The organism is Bradyrhizobium sp. USDA 4516, from assembly GCF_054055915.1.
Map to the genome: position 1 here is coordinate 3,289,659 of NZ_JBSRXT010000001.1, position 18,526 is coordinate 3,308,184.

The following is an 18,526-nucleotide window of genomic DNA, read 5'->3' on the forward strand; positions in this document are numbered from 1 at the left end:
CCGGACCGCGGGGGGCGTGTCACAAAGCCGTCGCGGGCGCGCCGCGCCCGGTCGATCAATCCCTGAGGTCGTAGCGGTACGACTTCGAGACGATCTGCCAGCCGTCGGCGAGCTTCATCGCCACCAGATAGTCGGTGAAATAGCGCGGCGGCAGCTGGCAGCGCACCTTGATGAAGGCGGTGTTGTCGTCGGAGCGGTCGATGGTGACGATAAAATCCTCGCGCGGCTTGCCTTCGGCCTTCGCCGAGGTGCGCTTGCGCACCAGGGCAAGCCAGTCCGGCACGGTCAGGACCTTCAGCTCGCCCTTCTCCACCCAGCGCAAATCGGCGCTCGGATGAAAAGCCTCGGCGAGCTTGTCGGCATTGCTCTCGTAGAGACCGTCGAAATAGGTTTGCACGACGCTTTCGACGCTGGATCGATCTTGGCTCATTGGTTGGTCCTCCCGGCAGGGTTTGATCTGTTAGTGTTGCGTCTCTGACGCGTGATTCACTCAGTGTCATTCCGGGGCTCGCGAAGCGAGAACCCGGAATCTCGATCCACAACCTCTGGATTCCGGGTTCGCGACTTCGTCGCGCCCCGGAATGACGGAATGGACTGTCAGAGACACAATGCTAGGATTTAGCCATGAACCGCTAGATTGCGCCATGGCCGGCGACAAAATTCTGCGTGAGGGACGAGTTGTGACCGCATCTGCAAATTCGAACGAACATATCCTGACCGGCGAATGCTTCTGCCGCGACGTGCGCTACGAGGTGGCCGACGCGTTTGCCTATGCGCTCAATTGTCACTGCTCGAACTGCCGGCGCACCACGGGATCGGCGTTCAAGCCGTTCGCGGGAATCGCGCGCGACAAATTCACCGTGGTCGGCGGCGCTGATGGGCTCCTGATCTATGGCGATGAGCTCGCCCACGACGCGCATTGCGGCCGCTGCGGCTCGCTGCTCTATTCGCAGGTCCGCGGCGGCGCCTATGTCCATGTCGCGATGGGTACGCTGCGCGATGCGCCGGCGATCCGGCCGACCGCCCATATCTTCGTCGGCTCCAAGGCGCCGTGGTACGCGATATCGGACGATCTGCCGCAATATCAGGAGCACGTGACGCAAGGCGGGGAATAAATTCGCACGACGTCATCGGCGTGCTGCTTGTAGCCCTTGCCGACCGCCCTGCGCACGGCATCTCATCATGCCGCGCAGCTAGATTGCGCTCGCGGCGATGTTCACCATCAGGGCGAGCAGCGCGGTGTTGAACACGAACGAGATGATGCCGTGCACGGTCGCGGTGCGGCGGATGATCTTGTCGGTGATGCCGACGTCGGAGACCTGCGCGGTCATGCCGATCACGAACGAGAAATAGACGAAGTCCCAGTAATCGGCGTCGGCATGTTCCTCGCCGCTCGGAAACTGCAATCCGCCGGGCGTCTTGCCTCGGTAATACTCATGGGCGTAGTGCAGCGCGAACGCGGTGTGCACCAAGGCCCATGACAGCGTGATGGTGACGATTGCCAGCGCCAGTCCGGCCGGGCTGCCCTTTGATGCGCCGAGCTCGAACACGATGGCGGCGAGGCTCGCCAGCGCGCCGAACGCGGTCAGCAGCAGGATCAGGAAACGTCCGTCGTCCTGCAGGATGGCGCTTCGCTTGATATGGGCGACGCCACAGCGCAGCATCATCACATAGGCAAGCACGAGATACAGCGCGGCGAAGGCATCCCAGCCCGCGAGCAGGCGCGTGACGATGCGCGGTGCTCCCGGCACCAGCAGCGCAGCCAGGATACCGAAAGCGATCGAGCCGAAGGTGCGCGGCCGGCCCACGACGACGCGGACCGGCAGCGGCAGCTTGCGGAAGCGAACAAGGCGGTCGTCGATCTCCTTGTTCATTTCGCGCTGTGCTCTCGGCTAGTTCTTGCGCTCGGCGACGAAGCGGGCGGCCGCGCGCAGCACGTCGCCTCGGTCGCCGAACACCGACAGCGCGGCGTCGGCACGCGCGAGGAGATCGCGGACGCGCTGCTTGGCGCCATCGATGCCGAGCTGGGTGACGAACGTGGTCTTGCCGAGCGCGGCGTCAGCGCCGGCCGGCTTGCCGAGCGCGGCGGCGTCGCCCTCGACGTCGAGCAAATCGTCGGCGATCTGGAAGGCTTCACCGAGCGCTTTGCCGTAATCGTCGAGCGCCTGGTACTCCTTTTGCGAGGACTGGCCGAGGATCGCGCCGGCGATGCAGCCGAAGCGGAGCAGCGCGCCTGTCTTCATCTGCTGCAGGCGCGCGACATCGACCGGCTCGCGGTCGCCGAAGCGGCCTTCGCCGGCGAGGTCGAGGATCTGGCCGCCGGCCATGCCGCCGACGCCGGAGGCGCGCGCCAGCGCGCGGGTCAACAGCAGGCGGACCTGGGCGTCCTTGTGGATCGCATCACGGGTGATGATGTCGAAGGCGATGGTGAGCAGCGCGTCGCCGGCGAGGATTGCGGTGGCGTCGTCATAGGCCTTGTGCAGGGTCGGGCGGCCGCGGCGCAGATCGGAATTGTCCATCGCCGGCAGATCGTCGTGGATCAGCGAGTAGCAGTGGATGCATTCCAGCGCGGCGCCGACCAGCAGCGCGGATTCGCGTGGGATGCCGAACACCGCCGCGCTCTCGACCGCGAGGAACGGCCGCAGCCGCTTGCCGCCGCCGAGGCTCGAATAGCGCATGGCCTCGATCAGCCGCTTCGGGCGCACGATCTCATCGCTTTCGGTCGCGTCGGACAGCAGTTTGGCGAGCAGGGCTTCGGTATCCTCCGCGGTCTGGTCCAGCCGCTTGGAAAACTCTGCAGTACCGGTCGTCATTAAGAATTGCTCCAGATCGATTTTCGGCCGGACAATCGTTGATGGCATCGGCTTCGTCAATTCCCGCCCTGCGACGGAATGCGCCTTAAAAGTGCTGGAAAAACCGTGAATTATCCCGCAGACGTCGACGGCGCCGGCCGTGTTCTGGCGGGCGGGTCCCAAATCCTTCCTGGAATGGTCCTCCCCGGAAACCCCTGTTTTGCGCATCGTCCGAATTTTATTGCTGCTTTTGCTGGCGCTGCTGTTGCTGCCGTATCTGGTGGCGCCGTTCTATCGCACCGGCCATCCGGTTTCGGCGCTGATGGCGTGGCGGACCCTGCGCGGGGCCCCGGTGACGCGGCACTGGATCGATTTCGGCGCGATGTCGCCTTATCTGGTGCGGTCCGTGGTCGGCTCGGAGGATGCTCATTTCTGCAAGCATCGGGGCATCGACTGGGGCGCGCTGCGCGAGGTGCTCGACGACGCCGAGGATGGCGAGGTGGCCCGCGGCGGCTCGACCATCACCCAGCAGGTCGCCAAGAACCTGTTCCTGTGGTCCGGCCGCAGCGTGATCCGCAAGGGGCTGGAACTGCCGCTGGCGCTCTGGATCGATCTCGTGCTGCCCAAGCAGCGGATCCTGGAAATCTACCTCAATATCGCGGAAATGGGCCCGTCCGGCCAGTTCGGCGCCGAAGCCGGCGCCCAATATGCCTTCGGCCGGTCCGCCGCTGGGCTGTCAGCCCGCGAGGCCGCGCTTTTGGCCGCGATCCTGCCGAATCCGGTCAAGAGGAGCGCCCGGAACCCCGGCCCGGGGGTCCGCAGGCTGTCCGCCACCTATATGGTCCGGGCCAACTCCGTGACGCGCTGCTGGCGCGAAAATCGCGGCTCCTGAGGCCGATTTCGGACGCTTTTTGCTGTCTCCGGCCCTAGCTTTACGCAGTGCCTTCCTCTATAAGCGCGGCCTTACCGGCATCGCAGCTGGCGCTTTGAAGCGCTGTGCGCTCGTCCCCATTTCGGACGATGCCTCCGCAACACCCCTAGAGGACACCGTCATGGCCGTTCCCAGAAGAAAAACCTCGCCGTCGCGCCGTGGCATGCGCCGTTCGGCCGATGCGATCAAGACCCCGACCTATGTCGAGGACAAGGACTCCGGCGAACTGCGCCGTCCGCACCACCTCGACCTGAAGACCGGCATGTACAAGGGCCGCCAGGTCCTGAAGGCCAAGAAAGAGTCCTGATCGGACATTCGGCCTACGCGCCGCAGCCATGCGGCGCGGCGCCTGAATTCGGTCAACGAGTGCGGCCAAGACGGGCGCGTCCGCGGCGAGGCCAATGAGCATCGCCGCATTGCTGGTTCTCCCTGAATAAGGCGCAAGCCCCGATGGTCGGTTTTCCGCTGCTGCTCGTTCCGCTCGCGGTCTACAACATCATCGCTTTCCTGATGCCCGGCGTGTCGTTCACCGACCCGCTGATCAGGCTGACATTGCTGTCGGGCGAGCAGTGGCAGATCACGCTCAGCGACATGCTGCTCGCCGCCGCCGTACTGCTGTTGCTGCTCGAGGTCATCAAGGGCGCGCGCCCCGGCGCGAAATATCTCACCGACCATCTGCTGTCGCTGATCGTGTTCGGCGCCGCCGCTGCCGAATTCGTGCTCTGGCCGAAATTCGGCAACTCGACCTATGGCTTGCTCACGCTGCTGGCGCTGGTCGATTTCATTTCCGGAATTGCGCTGCGCACCCGCCGCCGTGCGGTGGTCGCACCGGCGCCCAGCGCCGGCAGGGCGCACCCTGCGGCAGCTGAGGCACCGCAACCTGCACCCGTAGCGGAGCCGGCACCCCGGCCTGAGCCCGCGCCTGTCGCCGCGCCGGCGCCTGCCGCGCCGCCACCGGCCGCACCGGTCCCCTCGGCGACGTCGGTTGCGGAATCCGTGCTACTCGATCAGTCCGCGCCAAAGCCGACGGTGACCTCGCCGGATTTGCAGCCGGGCGGCCATCCGCCGTCGGACGCGCCGCAGCGCTGATATTTTCCTAGATGATCTGCCGGGTCCGCCGCGCCACGCTGCGGCGTTCGTCGACATGCGGGCCGTAAGCGCTCTGCGCGTCGGCCAATGACCCACGCCGCTGCCCGCGCGTCTGCGGTTCGTGTGCGGCGGTGGCGATCAGATGAGCCACAAACGACGGATCGGCATGCGGCAGCGGGATCTTGGGCGCCCAATGGGTGGTCGCGGCCAGCGGCACCAGCGCCGTGCTGGCCGCCGCAGCATCGCCGGTGCACTCGCCGTCGAGGATTTCCGATTGATCGATATCCGGCATCGTCTGCGACCCGTTGGAGCGTCATAGTTTGGGACGTTGCGGCCCTCCGCAACACCCCTGTGGCAAGGGTCATGCCCGCCGTCCCCAGTTCGTTCCCGGACAGTCGAAAACGTGGTTTCCAGATTATTTATCAACTTCACCTAGCGTTGGATTCGCCGGAACCACTATCTTGAGAGCGTGTAGAATCACCGGGTGCCGTCCCAAATCGAGACATGTTCGATGCCCCCTGTCCCGCCAGCTGCCAGCATCCTCGCCTCGCTCGGCCAAGCGACATTCGCCTGGGACCTCGCGAGCGATGCGATCGCCTGGAGCGACAATGTGGCGGCAGTCTTCCCGGATATCCCGGTCGCGGCGCTGGCGAGCGGCGCCGAGCTTGCAAAGCTGATCGAGCCATCGCGCTCGGTGCGATCCGATGCGCTCGGCGCGCCGGCGCCGGTACGCGGCGGGGAGGGCGTTCCCTACCGGATCGAATATGGCGTGCGGGCCGTCACCTCGGCGCCGGTGATCTGGATCGAGGAGACCGGCTGCTGGTTTGCCGGCGCCGACGGCAGGCCGGCGCGCGTGCAGGGCGTCGTCCGCATCAACAATGAGCGGCATGCCCGCGACGAGCAGCTGCTGAAGCTGTCGCGGCACGACCCGCTGACCAATGAGCTCAACCGCACCCATCTGATCGCCTCGCTCGCCGAGACGATGGAGGAGTGCGCGCGCTTCCGCTCCTCCTGCGCCTTCATGCTGATCGGCATCGATCACCTCGCGCGCGTCAACGATGCCTTTGGCTTCGATGTCGCCGACGCCGTCATCGCCGAGGTCGCGAAGCGGATTCGTGCGCGGCTGCGCAGCGGCGACATGCTCGGCCGCTTCTCCGGCAACAAGTTCGGCCTGATCCTGCGCAACTGCACCGTCGACGACACCAATGTCGCGGCCGAGCGCTTCCTGGCCGCGGTGCGCGACGAGGTGGTGCCGACCAAGTCCGGCCCGGTATCGGTGACGGTCTCGATCGGCGCCGTCACCATTCCCCGCCATGCGCGGTCGGCGGAGGAGGCGGTCAATCGCGCCCAGGAGACGCTGGACGCGGCCAAGAGCCGCCGCGCCGGATCGTTCGCGCTGTGGAAGCCGAATGTCGAGCGCGACGCCCAGCGCCGCGTCAACATCCGCGTCACCGACGAGATCGTCACCGCGCTGAACGAGCGCCGCATCGTGATCGGCTTCGAGCCCGTGGTCGATGCGCGCCTGCGGCAGCCCGCGTTCTACGAGTGCCTGGTCCGGATGGAGCAGGACGACGGCCGCGCGCTGCTCGCGCCCGATATCGTGCCGGTCGCCGAGCGGCTCGGCCTGATCCGGCTGGTCGATCACCGTGTGCTGGAGCTCGCCATCGCCGAGCTCGCTGCCGCTCCCGGCGTACAGCTCAGCCTCAACATCTCGCCCGACACCACGATGGATCCGGACTGGTGGGCCACCATCGAATCCCTGATGCGCGCGCATCACGGCGTCGGCGAGCGGCTGATCGTCGAGATCACCGAGACGGTGGCGATCCAGGATATCGACGACGTGCGCGGCTTTGTCACGCGCCTGAAGAACTTCGGCAGCCGGATCGCGATCGACGATTTCGGCGCCGGCTACACCTCGTTCCGCAACTTGCGCAAGCTCGGCGTCGACATCGTGAAGATCGACGGCGCCTTCGTGCAGAACATCGTGCGTTCGGCCGACGACCGCGCTTTCGTGCAAACGCTGATCGATCTCGCCCGCCGCCTCGAGATCAGGACGGTCGCCGAATGGGTGCAGGACGAGGAAGCCGCCGTGATGCTGCGCGAATGGGGCTGCGACTTCATCCAGGGCCGCCTGATCGGCCTCGCCTCGCCGGACCGCCCGTGGAACGCGTCGGCGGAGAAGCCCGTGCCCGCCACGGGCTGAAGCGGCCATAGGCCGCTTCACAATATCGGTCGTGATACCCGCGAAAGGGATTGCTCAAAATATGAGCGCGTCCTGCCCAAGGTTTGGCGGGAGTTCATCCAATTAATTGTGCGTCCCCAGACAAGTTTTCCGCCGGAGACCGCCGTTTACTTCTTCGAGGTTTGGACCGTGGCTTGCGCCATGACAACGTCGAAAGAGGATCGAATGGTCACGTTATCTTTTCCGCGCGCGTACAAACTCATGCACATCGCAGCGTTAGGGGCATTGCTCGTTGTGGGCGTCGGTGCTCCAACCGACGCCAGGGCAGCTGCGCCGGCCGCCTGTGCGGAGCTGCAGGCAAAGTATCCGGACTGGAAGGGCAAGACCCTCGTCAACGCAATCAATCCGCATACGCCGGGCTACGAGTCGATCGATCCGAAGGATCCGAGCAAATATGTCGGCTTCGATATCGATCTCGGCGAGCAGATCGGCGAATGCCTCGGCTTCAAGCTGACCTACAAGGCGGTGACCTTCGCCGCACTTCTGACCACGCTGTCCAGTGGTCAGGCCGACATTGTGATCTCCGACATCTACGCCACGGAAGAGCGTGCCAAGGCGGCCGACTTCATCACCTATTCGAAGGTGTTCGACGGCGTATTGGTCGCCAAGGGCAATCCGAAGAAGATCTCCGGCATCAACACCTCGATGTGCGGTGCGGCAGCGGCCGAGAACACAGGCTACGTTGAAGTTCCGCTGATCCAGGCGCTCGTGCCGGAGTGCAAGAAGGAGGGCAAGCCTGAGCCGACCATTCAGCTCTACGACAACAACGCCAACTGCATCCAGGCGATTCTGGCCGGACGCGCCGACACCTATGTCAACGACGTCAACACCGTCGACAATGCGGTGAAGGCCTATCCGGACAAGCTCGAAAAAGCTATCGCGGTGACGATCCCGTACAAGGTCGGCATCGGCGTGCCCAAGGACAAACCGGCCTTCCGCGATGCCGTGAAGGCGGCGCTGACCGAGATCTACAAATCGGGCGATCAGCTCGCGTTGCTGAAGAAGTGGAATCTCGATCCGGAGAACCTGATCGAGCCCGGTCTGCTGACGGTCAAGTAGGCCCCAGCACCGGCAAAAGGACGACATGCTCCATGGAGCTGTTCCTCCACTATTTGACCATGCCGTATATGATCGAGGGCATTCAGGCGACCTTGCAGGTCACCGCCCTCGGTCTGCTCGGCGGCCTGATCCTCGGTGTGATCCTGGCGTGGATGCAACTCAGCCGCTTCAGGGCGCTGGCGTCCTTCGCCCGGGTCTACACCGTGATCTTTCGCGGCACGCCGCTGATCCTGCAGATGGTGTTCGCCTATAATGCCCTGCCGCAGATCGGCATCAAGCTACCGGCCATTCTCGCCGCCGGCCTCGCGCTGGCCTGCAACGAAGCTCCGTTCATCGCCGAGATGCTGCGCTCCGGCGTGCTCGGCGTCGATCGCGGCCAGGTGCTGGCCGGGCAGGCGCTCGGCATGACGCCCGGCGTCCTGATGCGCCGGATCATCGCCCCGCAGGCGATCCGCTCGATGATCCCCGCCTTCGGCAACGAGACCGTCAGCGCGCTGAAGAATTCTTCGCTGGCGTCGGTGATCGCCGTGCAGGAGCTGACGTTGCGTTCGACCCAGATGGCGTCGGCAACTTTCGATTTCTTCTCGATCTTCTTCGCCTCGGGCCTGATCTATCTGTTCCTTACCGCGGCGATCGCCGGCATCCAGCTGTTCCTCGAATGGCTGTTCGATCTCGACCGCGCATCGAAGCAGATCAAGCTGATGCGGATGATGCCGGGGTATCGCGCGCAGGGATTCGATGATCCGCTGATTGCGGCCGAGGACGCGCCGCCCGAGATCTTGCCCGATGCCGGTGTCGCCGAATTGCCGCCGCCGCGGGCGCAGACCGAGCGTGTCGATCGTGCCAAACGCAACGAGATCCTGAAGCGGAACAATGTGGCGGTCGATGTTGCCGCATTGCGCAAAAGCTATGACAAGCAAATGGTGCTCGCCGGCGTCGATCTCACGGTGCGGATCGGCGAGGTGGTCGCGCTGCTCGGGCCGTCCGGCTCCGGCAAGAGCACGCTGCTCCGCTGTATCAACAATCTCGAACTCTGGAACGACGGCAGCATCAAGGTCGGCGGTCGCCGGCTCGGCTTCAGCGATAGCGGCAAGGCGCTGTCGCCGCGACTGTTGGCGCAGGCGCGCGCCGAGGTCGGTGTCGGTATGGTGTTCCAGCAGTTCAACCTGTTCGGTCACCTCACCGCGAAGGAGAACATCGCCGGGCCGCTGCGCTGGGTGCATGGCGTGTCGCGCATAGATGCGGATCGCCGGGCGACCGAACTGCTCGGGCGCGTCGGCCTCAGCCACCGCGCCGATGCGCTGCCGCGGCATCTCTCCGGTGGCCAGCAGCAGCGCGTCGCCATCGCCCGTGCGATCGCGCCGAATCCCAGCGTGCTGTTGCTGGATGAGCCGACCTCCGCGCTCGATCCCGAACTCGTCAATGAGGTCCTTGAAGTGATCCGTCGCCTCGCGGTGGAAGACGGCCTCACCATGATCATCTCGACCCATCAACTGCGCTTCGCCAGTGAAGTCGCTGATCGCGTGGTGCTGCTGGCGGATGGCGCGATCGTCGAGGAGGGCCCGGCCGACGAGGTGCTGAGCAATCCGCGCAATCCGGTCGCGCAGCGTTTCCTCAATGCCATGGAGGCCGAGGTCGCATGAATAGAACCCGTTCCGTTTCCATCCGCGTGAGGACCCCTGCGTGAAACATCATCTGCTGCCGGTATCTGCGAAGACTGTGCATTGGGGCTATTTCAGCAAGGTCGTGGCGCCGGCATTGACGCTGAAGTCCGGCGACCGCGCGACCATCGAGACGCTGACGCATCACGCCAATGACGATTACGAGCGCATGATCGAGGGCGATCCGGGTGCCGAGAGCGTGTTCAAATGGACGCGCGAGCACAAGGCGGTGGTGCGGCGCGGTTCGGGGCCCATCGAAGGGCCGTTCATCCGCGGCTCCGGCGAAGGCGTCGGCGTGCACCTGCTCACCGGTCCGGTGGCGATCGAAGGCGCCGAGCCGGGCGACGTGCTGGAGGTTCGCATTCTCGACGTGCGACCGAGGCCGGCCTGCAACGCCTGCCATGCCGGCAAATGCTTCGGCTCCAACGTCGCGGCCAATTGGGGCTTTCACTATCACGACCTGATCGAAGAGCCGAAGCCACGCGAGGTGGTGACGATCTTCGAGCTCGACGCGTCGGGTGAGCCTTTCGCCAAAGCGGTCTACAATTATATCTGGACGCCGCAGACCGATCCTGATGGCATCGTGCACCCGACCATCGATTATCCCGGCGTCCGCGTCGATCACGCCACCGTCGTCAAGCGTGAGAATGTTCTGAGCAATGTCCGTGTGCCCGCGCGGCTGCATTTTGGCACCATGGGCCTCGCGCCGTCGGAGCAGGATTTCGTCTCCTCGATCCCGCCGAGCTATACCGGCGGCAACATCGACGACTGGCGCGTCGGCAAGGGGGCCAAGATGTTCTATCCGGTTGCGGTGCCCGGTGCGTTCTTTTCGGTCGGTGATCCGCATGCCGCGCAGGGCGACAGCGAGCTCGGCGGCACGGCGATCGAGACCTCGCTCACCGGCGATTTCGAATTCATCCTGCACAAGCATCGCGATCTCGGCGGCACACAGCTCGAAGGCCTGACGCATCCGATGCTGGAAACCCCCGACGCCTGGTCGGTCTACGGCTTCACCTACCCGAACTATCTCGCCGAGCTCGGCGCCAATGCGCAGCTCGAAATCGCCAATCACTCCAGCCTCGACCGCGCCATGCGCGACGCCTTTCGCAAGATGCGGCGCTTCCTGATGACGGTGCACAAGCTCAGCGAGGACGAGGCGATCTCGCTTATGTCGGTGGGGGCAGATTTTGGCGTGACGCAGGTGGTCGACGCCAATTGGGGCGTGCACGGGACCATCCGCAAGAACGTGTTCCGGTGTGACTGATCACGCGCCGGCCACCGAGCAGGACGTGTCATCCTTGGGGATGGCACGGAGATTGCTTCGCTTCGGCCATAAAGGTCGATGCATGAGGTTGCGTCCGTTCACGAGTGAATCCTACTCCGAAGGCGACCGCCCCGAGGCGTGGCGGGACGTCCTGGCGTCGGTCGGCTTGCAGCCCACGGTCGCCACGAGCACCCATGCCGGCCATGCCATCGCGGTGCGGCGCAGCTTTCAGGGCGTGACGCTGGCCAGGCTTTCGGCAGGGCCACAATCGGTGTCGCCGCGCACGGATGCTGTGGCCGATCATCCGCTGGTGCTGCTGCCGCTCGAAGACGGGGTGGCGCTGAAGACGACCACCGGTTATCAGATCGTTGCTGCGCGGCATCTTCTCTTGCTGCCACGCGCAGGGGATTGGAGCGTGTCGTTCCAGCGCGAGATGCGCGCGGTAGTGCTGTCGGTGACGTCCGAACCGGCACATCGCCATCGCGCCACGTTGCAAGGCGGCGAGGTGCGGGTGCTCCAGCCCGGCGGCTTTGGCAGCGTATTCGCGCAGATGATGGAGCTCGCCGCGCGCGATCTCGACGCGCTGTCCGATGTCGAATGGACGGCGCTGGCGCGAAGTCTCGCCGATCTGCTGCCGACCTTCATGCGTCAGCATGGCGAGACGGCGGGCGATCGCGGCGGCGGCGGCGCTTCCAAGGCAGCGACGCTGCATCGCCTGTGTCAGACCGTCGAACGCAGCCTCGAGGAACCCGATCTGACGCCGGTCAAAATCGCCAGTGCCGAGGGCATTTCTGAACGCTATCTGCAAAAGCTGTTCGAGGGGGCCGGCACCAGTTTCACGCATTACCTGCGCGAACGTCGGCTGCAGCGCACCTGGGCCGATCTGTCGAATCCCGCCGAGGCGCATCGTTCGATTTCCGAGATCGCGTTCCGCGTCGGCTTCAACGACTCTGCCCATTTCAGCCGCGCGTTTCGCCAGCGCTTCGGTCTGTCGCCGCGCGAATTCCGCCAGCATGAAGCCGAGCGGCAGACCGCATCCGCGGCCACGGTGCAACGCGGCTGGCCTCAACAGGCGCTGGCGCAAATGTGCAGCCGGCGCGCAGCGCTGGTGCGCAGGACGGCTGCGCCGTTCAACGCCCATGACGTGGAGATCGCGGACGCGCCGCGCCATCACCATCTCGCCGCGGATGCCTCGCGCGTGCATTGGGGCTATTTCAGCCATTCGTTGCCGCCGCAGGTCGAGATCGGCTCCGGCGACACCATCACCATTGAGACGCTGACCCAGCACGCCTCCGACGATCCCGAGCGCATGATCAAGGGAGATCCAGGCGCGGAGAGCGTGTTCCACTGGACGCGCGATCGGAAGAACGTCGATCGCCGCGGCGCCGGCCCGCTCGATGCCTCGATCTACGGCCGCGGCGCCGGCGAGGGATTCGGCGTTCACATTTGCACCGGGCCGGTGGCCGTGAAGGACGCGGAGCCAGGGGACGTACTGGAAATCCGCATCCTCGACATCGCGCCGCGCGCGAGCCGCAATCCGGACTTCGAGGGCCGCGTGTTCGGCAGCAGCGTCGCGGCCTGGTGGGGCTATCACTACAAGGAGTTCCTTGCCGAGCAGAACGCCCATGAGGCGGTGACGATCTACGAGATCGTCGACGACGATGACGCGCCGCATGCCCGTGCGCTGTATTCCTATCGCTGGGAGCCGCAGACCGATCCGTTCGGGACGCTGCACAAGACTTACGACTATCCGGGCATCCCGATCCCGCCGTCATCGGTGCGGCGCCGCCACGACGTGCTCGACGGCATCCGCATTCCGCTGCGCCCGCATTTCGGAGTCATCGCGCTTGCGCCGCGCGAGGCCGAGCTTGTCGATTCCGTCCCGCCCGCATATTTCGGCGGCAATCTCGACAATTGGCGGCTCGGCAAGGGCTCGACGGTCTATCTGCCGGTGTCGGTGCCGGGCGCGCTATTGTCAGTCGGCGATCCCCATGCTGCGCAGGGTGACGGCGAACTCGGCGGCACCGCCATCGAATGTTCGATGACCGGCACGTTCCAGGTCATCCTGCACAAGAAGAACGAGCTTACCAATCAGCCCTTCGCCGATCTTACCTATCCGTTGATCGAGACCGAAGCCGACTGGGTGCTGATGGGCTTCAGTCATCCCAACTATCTCGCCGAATTCGGCGCCAAGGGGCAGAGCGAGGTCTACGCGACCTCGTCGCTCGATCTCGCGATGAAGGATGCGTTCCGCAAGATGCGCCGCTTCCTGATGAACATCAAAGGCCTTACCGAGGACGAGGCGATCGCGCTGATGTCGGTGGCGGTGGATTTCGGCGTGACGCAGGTGGTGGACGGCAATTGGGGCGTCCATGCCATTCTCAGCAAGCGCGTCTTCGATCACGCGCCGCAAAACTAGTGTGCTGAATGCGAAGTTCGTGCGATTTCGCGGCAGCCACTTTCACGAACTTCGCATTCATAAAGCACACTAGAATCATAAGTTTGCTAGTGTCCTTATCGAATCCGAAGTTCGCTCCGAAGGTGCGGCAAATGATGCGAACTTCGGATTCGGGACACTAGAGCGTGAAAGATCATGCTCGAACAAAGACATGAGATCATGATGCGATGCCGTAGACGCGCATCATGATCCATCAAAGAGCAGGCGAGGAGACGTCGTTGCAGTTTCACATGATATCCGGTGGCCCGAAGCCGGTCGCGCCGTTCAGCCACGCGGTCGAGACGGACGGCTTCGTCTTCGTCACCGGCCAGATGCCGGATACGCCGGCCGCACCCGGCCTATTGCCCGAGGGCATCGTGGCGCAGACCCGCGCGGTGATGGAGAATCTGCGCGTGGTGCTTGCGGGCCTCGATCTCGGCCTCGAGCATATCGTGATGTCGCGCATCTATCTGACGCGCTTCAAGGAAGATTATGCGGCGATGAACGAGACCTATCGCAGCTATTTCCCGTCCGACCGCCTGCCGGCCCGCACCTGCGTCGGCGTCACCGGTCTCGCCTATGATGCGTTGATCGAAATCGATCTCGTCTGCCGCCGGCCTGCATAGACGCGCCCGCGAGGGTATGCTCGACCAGACGGAGACCGCCCGACGTCGGCGAGAGCCGCCGTCAGGACTTCAGAAGTGATGGCGGCCGGAGGTCCGGCCGGGCCGGCAGCGGACCTGAACGAGACCTACTCGTCCTTCTTCGTCGGCTGCGACATGCGCTCGAGGCGTTCCTGCATGTCCTTCATCTGGCGGCGAAGATCGTCGATGTTGCCGTCATCGGGCGTGGGCTCCGGCGCCTTGTCGGCCTCGCCGCCACCGCGTTGCGGCACGAACGGCTTGAACATCGAGAAGGTCTGCTGGAACAGCTCCATGTTGCGGCGGACCTGTTCTTCCAGCGGCGCAAACGGTGTCCCGCTCAGCGCGCCCGCGATCTGCTTGCGGAATTTTTCCTGTTCCTTGGTCAGCGTCTCGATCGACTGTTCGAGATATTTCGGCACCACCATCTGCATGCTGTCGCCGTAGAAGCGGATCAGCTGGCGCAGGAAAGTGGTCGGCAGCAGGTTCTGCCCGGCCTTGTTTTCCTGCTCGAAGATGATTTGCGCGAGCACGGAGCGGGTAATGTCGTCGCCGGTCTTGGCGTCATAGACGAGGAAATCTTCGCCTTCCTTCACCATCGCCGCGAGATCCTCGAGCGTGACATAGGTGCTCGTCCCGGTATTATAGAGCCGCCGGTTCGCGTATTTCTTGATCGTGGTCGGTTGTTCAGATTTTGCCATGGGCTCTCACTTCAACACCGAATAACCTGGAACCCTACGGCATCGCCGCAGGGCAAAATGCAACGCATCGCAGCAAAGGTAAGCATTTTCAAAGCGGTTCGGCTACAGTTTTGTGCTGTGCGGTTAATTCCAAAGCATAGGATTTGCTCAGGAAAGTGCCAAGGGCGTCATTTTGAGTGCGTCGCGGCGCGATTTGCCCGACAGTGCGATTGACATGTCTCAACGAGGTTTACAGGATAGCCGTCAAGAGACAGGCCCGCCAAATCGGCCGCCCGCCGTCGAGAAACCCAGCTACAACCCATAGGAGATGTCCATGTCAGACGATGTCGTCATCGTCAGCGCCGCCCGCACCCCCGTCGGTAGCTTCAACGGCGCTTTCGCCACCACGCCGGCCCATGACCTCGGGGCCATCGCCATCAAGGCGGCGCTGGAGCGTGCCGGCGTCGAGGGCGGTCAGGTCTCCGAAGTCATCATGGGCCAGATCCTCACCGCCGCGCAGGGCCAGAACCCGGCCCGCCAGGCCTCGATCGCGGCCGGCATCCCGGTGGAAAGCCCGGCCTGGGGCGTCAACCAGCTCTGCGGCTCGGGCTTGCGCACCGTGGCGCTCGGCTACCAGGCGCTGCTCAACGGCGATTCCTCGATCGTCGTCGCCGGCGGCCAGGAATCCATGAGCATGGCCCCGCACGCGCAATATCTGCGTGGCGGCGTCAAGATGGGCGGCCTCGAGCTGATCGACACCATGATCAAGGACGGGCTGTGGGATGCCTTCAACGGCTACCACATGGGCAACACCGCCGAGAACGTCGCCAAGCAGTACCAGATCACCCGGTCGCAGCAGGACGAGTTCGCGGTCGGTTCGCAGAACAAGGCCGAGGCGGCGCAGAAGGCCGGCAAGTTCAAGGACGAGATCGTCCCGGTCACCATCAAGTCCCGCAAGGGCGATATCGTGGTCGACACCGACGAGTATCCGCGCCACGGCGCCACGCTCGACGCGATGGCCAAGCTCCGCGCGGCTTTTGAGAAGGACGGCACCGTGACCGCGGGCAACGCCTCGGGCATCAATGACGGCGCCGCCGCCGTCGTGCTGATGACCGCCAAGGAAGCCGCCAAGCAGGGCAAGAAGGTGCTGGCCCGCATCGTGTCGTGGGGCCAGGCCGGCGTCGACCCCAAGATCATGGGCACCGGCCCGATCCCCGCCTCGCGCGCCGCGCTGAAGAAGGCCGGCTGGAACATCGCCGACCTCGATCTGATCGAGGCCAACGAGGCGTTCGCGGCGCAGGCTTGCGCGGTGAACAAGGACCTCGGCTGGGATCCGGCCAAGGTCAACGTCAATGGCGGCGCGATCGCGATCGGCCATCCGGTCGGCGCGTCGGGTGCGCGCGTGCTGGTGACGCTGCTGCACGAGATGCAGAAGCGCGATGCCAAGAAGGGCCTCGCGACGCTGTGCATCGGCGGCGGCATGGGCATCGCTATGTGCGTTGCACGCGACTGAACAAAAGGCAGCGAGGCCGGTTAGGTGATGAAAAGATCATCTGTCAACCGCGAAGCGAGCTGATAAATAAGATGCCCGGCTTTGCGCCGGGCATTTTTGTTTCGAGAGCATGATCCGGAAAAGTGTGCAGCGGTTTTCCGAAAGATCATGCTCAAAAAAGGGAGCCAAAGCGCGATGACAATTCAACCTGATCTCATCGCGCTTTGTTGAGTGAGTGCGTAGGCCGGAGTTATCCGGTTATAAAAGACGGCCAAGGAGGAAACGGACATGGCACGTGTTGCATTGGTGACGGGCGGAACGCGCGGTATTGGAGCTGCGATCAGCAAGGCGCTGAAAGCGGCGGGCTACAAGGTGGCGGCGAGCTACGCCGGCAATGACGCCGCGGCGGAGAAGTTCAAGGCGGAGAGCGGGATTCCGGTCTACAAGTGGGACGTCGCATCGTTCGACGCCTGCGCGGCCGGCGTCAAGCAGGTCGAGGCCGATCTCGGCCCGGTCGACGTGCTCGTCAACAATGCCGGCATCACCAAGGACACCGCGTTCCACAAGATGACGGTCGAGCAGTGGAATGCCGTGATCAACACCAACCTCGGCTCGCTGTTCAACATGACGCGCCAGGTGATCGAGGGCATGCGCGCCCGCAAGTTCGGCCGCGTCATCTCGATCTCCTCCATCAACGGCCAGAAAGGCCAGTTCGGCCAGGTCAACTACTCCGCGGCCAAGGCCGGCGACATCGGCTTCACCAAGGCCTTGGCGCTGGAGAACGCCAAGGGCGGCATCACCGTGAACGTGATCTGCCCCGGCTATATCAACACCGAGATGGTGCAGGCGGTGCCGAAGGACGTGCTCGAGAAGAACGTGATCCCGCAGATTCCGGTTGCCCGGCTCGGCGAACCCGAAGAGATCGCGCGGGCCGTGGTGTTCCTCGCCGCCGACGATGCCGGTTTCATCACCGGCTCGACGCTGACGGTGAACGGCGGCCAGTATCACGCCTGACGCGAGTAGCGTCGTCGCGTCGCAGGCGCGCACAATCAAGTAGCGAATGCCCGGCCTTGTGCCGGGCATTTTCGTCTTTACAACGCGCCACACGCGAAGGAAGACGTGGCCGGCCGGGACATCGGCGAGCGGCTTCAGACCGCCATCCTTTGGATAGTCATGCCCGGCCACGACGGATTGAATTGAGATGACGACCCGAACTGCCACCCTTGTCGGACTGACCGCCATCCTGATGTGGTCGCTGCTGTCGGTCATGACGGTCGCGACCGGGGCGATCCCGGCGTTCCAGCTCGCGGCCATGACCTTTGCGATCGGCGCCGCGGTCGCGTTCGCGAGCTTCCTGTTGCGTCCGTCAGCCTTCGGCGCGTTGAAGCAACCGCTGGTCGCCTGGGTCGTCGGCGTCGGCGGGCTGTTCGGCTATCACGCGCTGTATTTCCTGGCGCTGCGCTTCGCCCCGCCGGCCGAGGCCGGCCTGCTCAATTATCTCTGGCCGCTGTTGATCGTGCTGTTCTCGTCACTGCTGCCGGGCGAGCGGCTTGCGGTGCATCACATCGTCGGCGCGCTGCTCGGGCTCGCCGGCACCGTGCTGCTGTTCGCCGGCAACACCGGCGCCTTCACAAAAGAGCAGATTCCAGGCTTCGCGGCCGCCTTTGTCGCGGCGTTCGTCTGGGCGTCCTATTCGGTGATGTCGCGCCGGCTCAAGGCGGTGCCGACCGATGCGGTGGCAGGCTTCTGCCTCGCGACCGCCGTGCTTGCGGCGCTCGTGCACATGATGGTGGAGACGACGGTGTGGCCCGCGACGCCGCTGCAGTGGCTTGCCGTCGTCGCGCTCGGCATCGGTCCGGTGGGGGCCGCGTTCTTCGCCTGGGATATCGGCATGAAGCGCGGCGACATCCGCGTGCTCGGTGCCGCCTCCTACGCCACGCCGCTGCTCTCGACCGCGTTCCTGATCGCAGCGGGCTTCGCCAAGCCCAGCGCCAATATCGCGATCGCCGCGATCCTGATCGCCGGCGGCGGGTTGATCGCGGCCAAGGATATGGTGCTGAGAAAAAGAACGTAGGATGGGTAGAGCGAAGCGAAACCCATCGCCTTTGGTCCACGCGGCGAGATGATGGGTTTCGCTGCGCTCTACCCATCCTACGAAGAGGGTTGTTGCTATTGTTTCACCGTCACCCAGAGGAGGCCGCAACGCGGCCGTCTCGAAGGGTCGACGGCCCCGTCTGT

The 18,526-nt window shown here is 64.5% G+C and carries 18 protein-coding genes; 13 read left to right on the forward strand and 5 right to left on the reverse strand.

All coding sequences use genetic code 11. The features are described 5' to 3' along the window. Positions 1-55: 55 nt before the first annotated feature. Positions 56-430: a nuclear transport factor 2 family protein gene (locus tag ACVI1L_RS15125; RefSeq protein ID WP_016847513.1), complete on the reverse strand. Its 375-nt coding sequence runs from the start codon at positions 428-430 to the stop codon at positions 56-58. A 250-nt stretch (positions 431-680) separates the two neighbouring features. Between ACVI1L_RS15125 and ACVI1L_RS15130 the strand changes: the two genes are divergently transcribed. Then, entirely contained in the window at positions 681-1,115 is a 435-nt protein-coding gene (locus tag ACVI1L_RS15130) for a GFA family protein (protein ID WP_456783211.1), read from the forward strand. Positions 1,116-1,193: 78 nt separating this feature from the next. Here ACVI1L_RS15130 and ACVI1L_RS15135 read toward each other — a convergent pair whose 3' ends face one another. Beyond that, a complete protein-coding gene (locus tag ACVI1L_RS15135; RefSeq protein WP_225162686.1) occupies positions 1,194-1,874 on the reverse strand; it encodes a DUF1345 domain-containing protein in 681 nt (226 codons plus the stop codon). An 18-nt stretch (positions 1,875-1,892) separates the two neighbouring features. Continuing rightward, on the reverse strand, positions 1,893-2,813 hold the full coding sequence (locus ACVI1L_RS15140; RefSeq protein ID WP_076824685.1) for a polyprenyl synthetase family protein: 921 nt from the start codon (positions 2,811-2,813) through the stop codon (positions 1,893-1,895). A gap of 199 nt (positions 2,814-3,012) precedes the next feature. Here ACVI1L_RS15140 and mtgA point away from each other — a divergent pair, with 199 nt between their 5' ends. From mtgA to ACVI1L_RS15155, 3 genes are all read left to right on the forward strand, one after another. Beyond that, positions 3,013-3,684 carry a monofunctional biosynthetic peptidoglycan transglycosylase gene (mtgA, locus tag ACVI1L_RS15145; protein WP_028337347.1) on the forward strand — a complete coding sequence of 224 codons (672 nt, stop codon included), beginning with the start codon at positions 3,013-3,015 and terminating at the stop codon, positions 3,682-3,684. Positions 3,685-3,844: 160 nt separating this feature from the next. Continuing rightward, positions 3,845-4,030 (forward strand): 50S ribosomal protein L32, encoded by a 186-nt coding sequence (rpmF, locus tag ACVI1L_RS15150; RefSeq protein WP_021077536.1) that lies wholly within the window; start codon positions 3,845-3,847, stop codon positions 4,028-4,030. A 143-nt stretch (positions 4,031-4,173) separates the two neighbouring features. Beyond that, entirely contained in the window at positions 4,174-4,812 is a 639-nt protein-coding gene (locus tag ACVI1L_RS15155; protein WP_057015581.1) for a hypothetical protein, read from the forward strand. A 7-nt stretch (positions 4,813-4,819) separates the two neighbouring features. Here ACVI1L_RS15155 and ACVI1L_RS15160 read toward each other — a convergent pair whose 3' ends face one another. Continuing rightward, entirely contained in the window at positions 4,820-5,104 is a 285-nt protein-coding gene (locus ACVI1L_RS15160) for a hypothetical protein (RefSeq protein ID WP_069279792.1), read from the reverse strand. 219 nt (positions 5,105-5,323) lie between these two features. Here ACVI1L_RS15160 and ACVI1L_RS15165 point away from each other — a divergent pair, with 219 nt between their 5' ends. The 6 genes from ACVI1L_RS15165 to ACVI1L_RS15190 all read left to right on the forward strand — a co-directional run bounded on the left by ACVI1L_RS15165 (position 5,324) and on the right by ACVI1L_RS15190 (position 14,101). Beyond that, positions 5,324-7,015 (forward strand): EAL domain-containing protein, encoded by a 1,692-nt coding sequence (locus ACVI1L_RS15165; RefSeq protein WP_456783212.1) that lies wholly within the window; start codon positions 5,324-5,326, stop codon positions 7,013-7,015. A gap of 204 nt (positions 7,016-7,219) precedes the next feature. Further along, positions 7,220-8,113: an ABC transporter substrate-binding protein gene (locus ACVI1L_RS15170; RefSeq protein ID WP_076824695.1), complete on the forward strand. Its 894-nt coding sequence runs from the start codon at positions 7,220-7,222 to the stop codon at positions 8,111-8,113. Between the two features lie 32 nt (positions 8,114-8,145). Then, positions 8,146-9,756: an amino acid ABC transporter permease/ATP-binding protein gene (locus ACVI1L_RS15175; RefSeq protein ID WP_456783213.1), complete on the forward strand. Its 1,611-nt coding sequence runs from the start codon at positions 8,146-8,148 to the stop codon at positions 9,754-9,756. A 40-nt stretch (positions 9,757-9,796) separates the two neighbouring features. After that, complete coding sequence (locus ACVI1L_RS15180; RefSeq protein ID WP_456783214.1) at positions 9,797-11,038, forward strand: acetamidase/formamidase family protein; 1,242 nt, start codon at positions 9,797-9,799, stop codon at positions 11,036-11,038. A gap of 82 nt (positions 11,039-11,120) precedes the next feature. Further along, on the forward strand, positions 11,121-13,457 hold the full coding sequence (locus ACVI1L_RS15185; protein WP_456783215.1) for an acetamidase/formamidase family protein: 2,337 nt from the start codon (positions 11,121-11,123) through the stop codon (positions 13,455-13,457). Positions 13,458-13,714: 257 nt separating this feature from the next. After that, positions 13,715-14,101, forward strand: a complete 387-nt coding sequence (locus ACVI1L_RS15190; RefSeq protein ID WP_225162692.1) for a RidA family protein — start codon at positions 13,715-13,717, stop codon at positions 14,099-14,101. Between the two features lie 125 nt (positions 14,102-14,226). Here the strand turns inward: ACVI1L_RS15190 and phaR are convergent, their stop codons facing one another. After that, on the reverse strand, positions 14,227-14,817 hold the full coding sequence (gene phaR / locus ACVI1L_RS15195) for a polyhydroxyalkanoate synthesis repressor PhaR (RefSeq protein WP_057015574.1): 591 nt from the start codon (positions 14,815-14,817) through the stop codon (positions 14,227-14,229). A 313-nt stretch (positions 14,818-15,130) separates the two neighbouring features. Here phaR and ACVI1L_RS15200 point away from each other — a divergent pair, with 313 nt between their 5' ends. From ACVI1L_RS15200 to yddG, 3 genes are all read left to right on the forward strand, one after another. Next, the gene (locus tag ACVI1L_RS15200; protein ID WP_076824763.1) at positions 15,131-16,309 is read left to right on the forward strand and encodes an acetyl-CoA C-acetyltransferase; all 1,179 of its coding nucleotides are present in this window, start codon (positions 15,131-15,133) and stop codon (positions 16,307-16,309) included. Positions 16,310-16,576: 267 nt separating this feature from the next. After that, a complete protein-coding gene (phbB, locus tag ACVI1L_RS15205; protein WP_016841131.1) occupies positions 16,577-17,302 on the forward strand; it encodes an acetoacetyl-CoA reductase in 726 nt (241 codons plus the stop codon). Positions 17,303-17,489: 187 nt separating this feature from the next. Beyond that, entirely contained in the window at positions 17,490-18,362 is an 873-nt protein-coding gene (yddG, locus tag ACVI1L_RS15210; RefSeq protein ID WP_092083093.1) for an aromatic amino acid exporter YddG, read from the forward strand. The last annotated feature ends 164 nt before the right edge of the window (positions 18,363-18,526 follow it).

What these genes read in the sequence shown, in the direction of transcription:
- ACVI1L_RS15125 (WP_016847513.1), bottom strand. Translation starts at nt 430, where the DNA reads ATGAGCCAAGATCGATCCAGCGTCGAAAGCGTCGTGCAAACCTATTTC.
- ACVI1L_RS15135 (WP_225162686.1), bottom strand. Translation starts at nt 1,874, where the DNA reads ATGAACAAGGAGATCGACGACCGCCTTGTTCGCTTCCGCAAGCTGCCG.
- ACVI1L_RS15140 (WP_076824685.1), bottom strand. Translation starts at nt 2,813, where the DNA reads ATGACGACCGGTACTGCAGAGTTTTCCAAGCGGCTGGACCAGACCGCG.
- rpmF (WP_021077536.1), top strand. Translation starts at nt 3,845, where the DNA reads ATGGCCGTTCCCAGAAGAAAAACCTCGCCGTCGCGCCGTGGCATGCGC.
- ACVI1L_RS15155 (WP_057015581.1), top strand. Translation starts at nt 4,174, where the DNA reads ATGGTCGGTTTTCCGCTGCTGCTCGTTCCGCTCGCGGTCTACAACATC.
- ACVI1L_RS15160 (WP_069279792.1), bottom strand. Translation starts at nt 5,104, where the DNA reads ATGCCGGATATCGATCAATCGGAAATCCTCGACGGCGAGTGCACCGGC.
- ACVI1L_RS15165 (WP_456783212.1), top strand. Translation starts at nt 5,324, where the DNA reads ATGCCCCCTGTCCCGCCAGCTGCCAGCATCCTCGCCTCGCTCGGCCAA.
- ACVI1L_RS15170 (WP_076824695.1), top strand. Translation starts at nt 7,220, where the DNA reads ATGGTCACGTTATCTTTTCCGCGCGCGTACAAACTCATGCACATCGCA.
- ACVI1L_RS15175 (WP_456783213.1), top strand. Translation starts at nt 8,146, where the DNA reads ATGGAGCTGTTCCTCCACTATTTGACCATGCCGTATATGATCGAGGGC.
- ACVI1L_RS15185 (WP_456783215.1), top strand. Translation starts at nt 11,121, where the DNA reads ATGAGGTTGCGTCCGTTCACGAGTGAATCCTACTCCGAAGGCGACCGC.
- phaR (WP_057015574.1), bottom strand. Translation starts at nt 14,817, where the DNA reads ATGGCAAAATCTGAACAACCGACCACGATCAAGAAATACGCGAACCGG.
- ACVI1L_RS15200 (WP_076824763.1), top strand. Translation starts at nt 15,131, where the DNA reads ATGTCAGACGATGTCGTCATCGTCAGCGCCGCCCGCACCCCCGTCGGT.
- phbB (WP_016841131.1), top strand. Translation starts at nt 16,577, where the DNA reads ATGGCACGTGTTGCATTGGTGACGGGCGGAACGCGCGGTATTGGAGCT.
- yddG (WP_092083093.1), top strand. Translation starts at nt 17,490, where the DNA reads ATGACGACCCGAACTGCCACCCTTGTCGGACTGACCGCCATCCTGATG.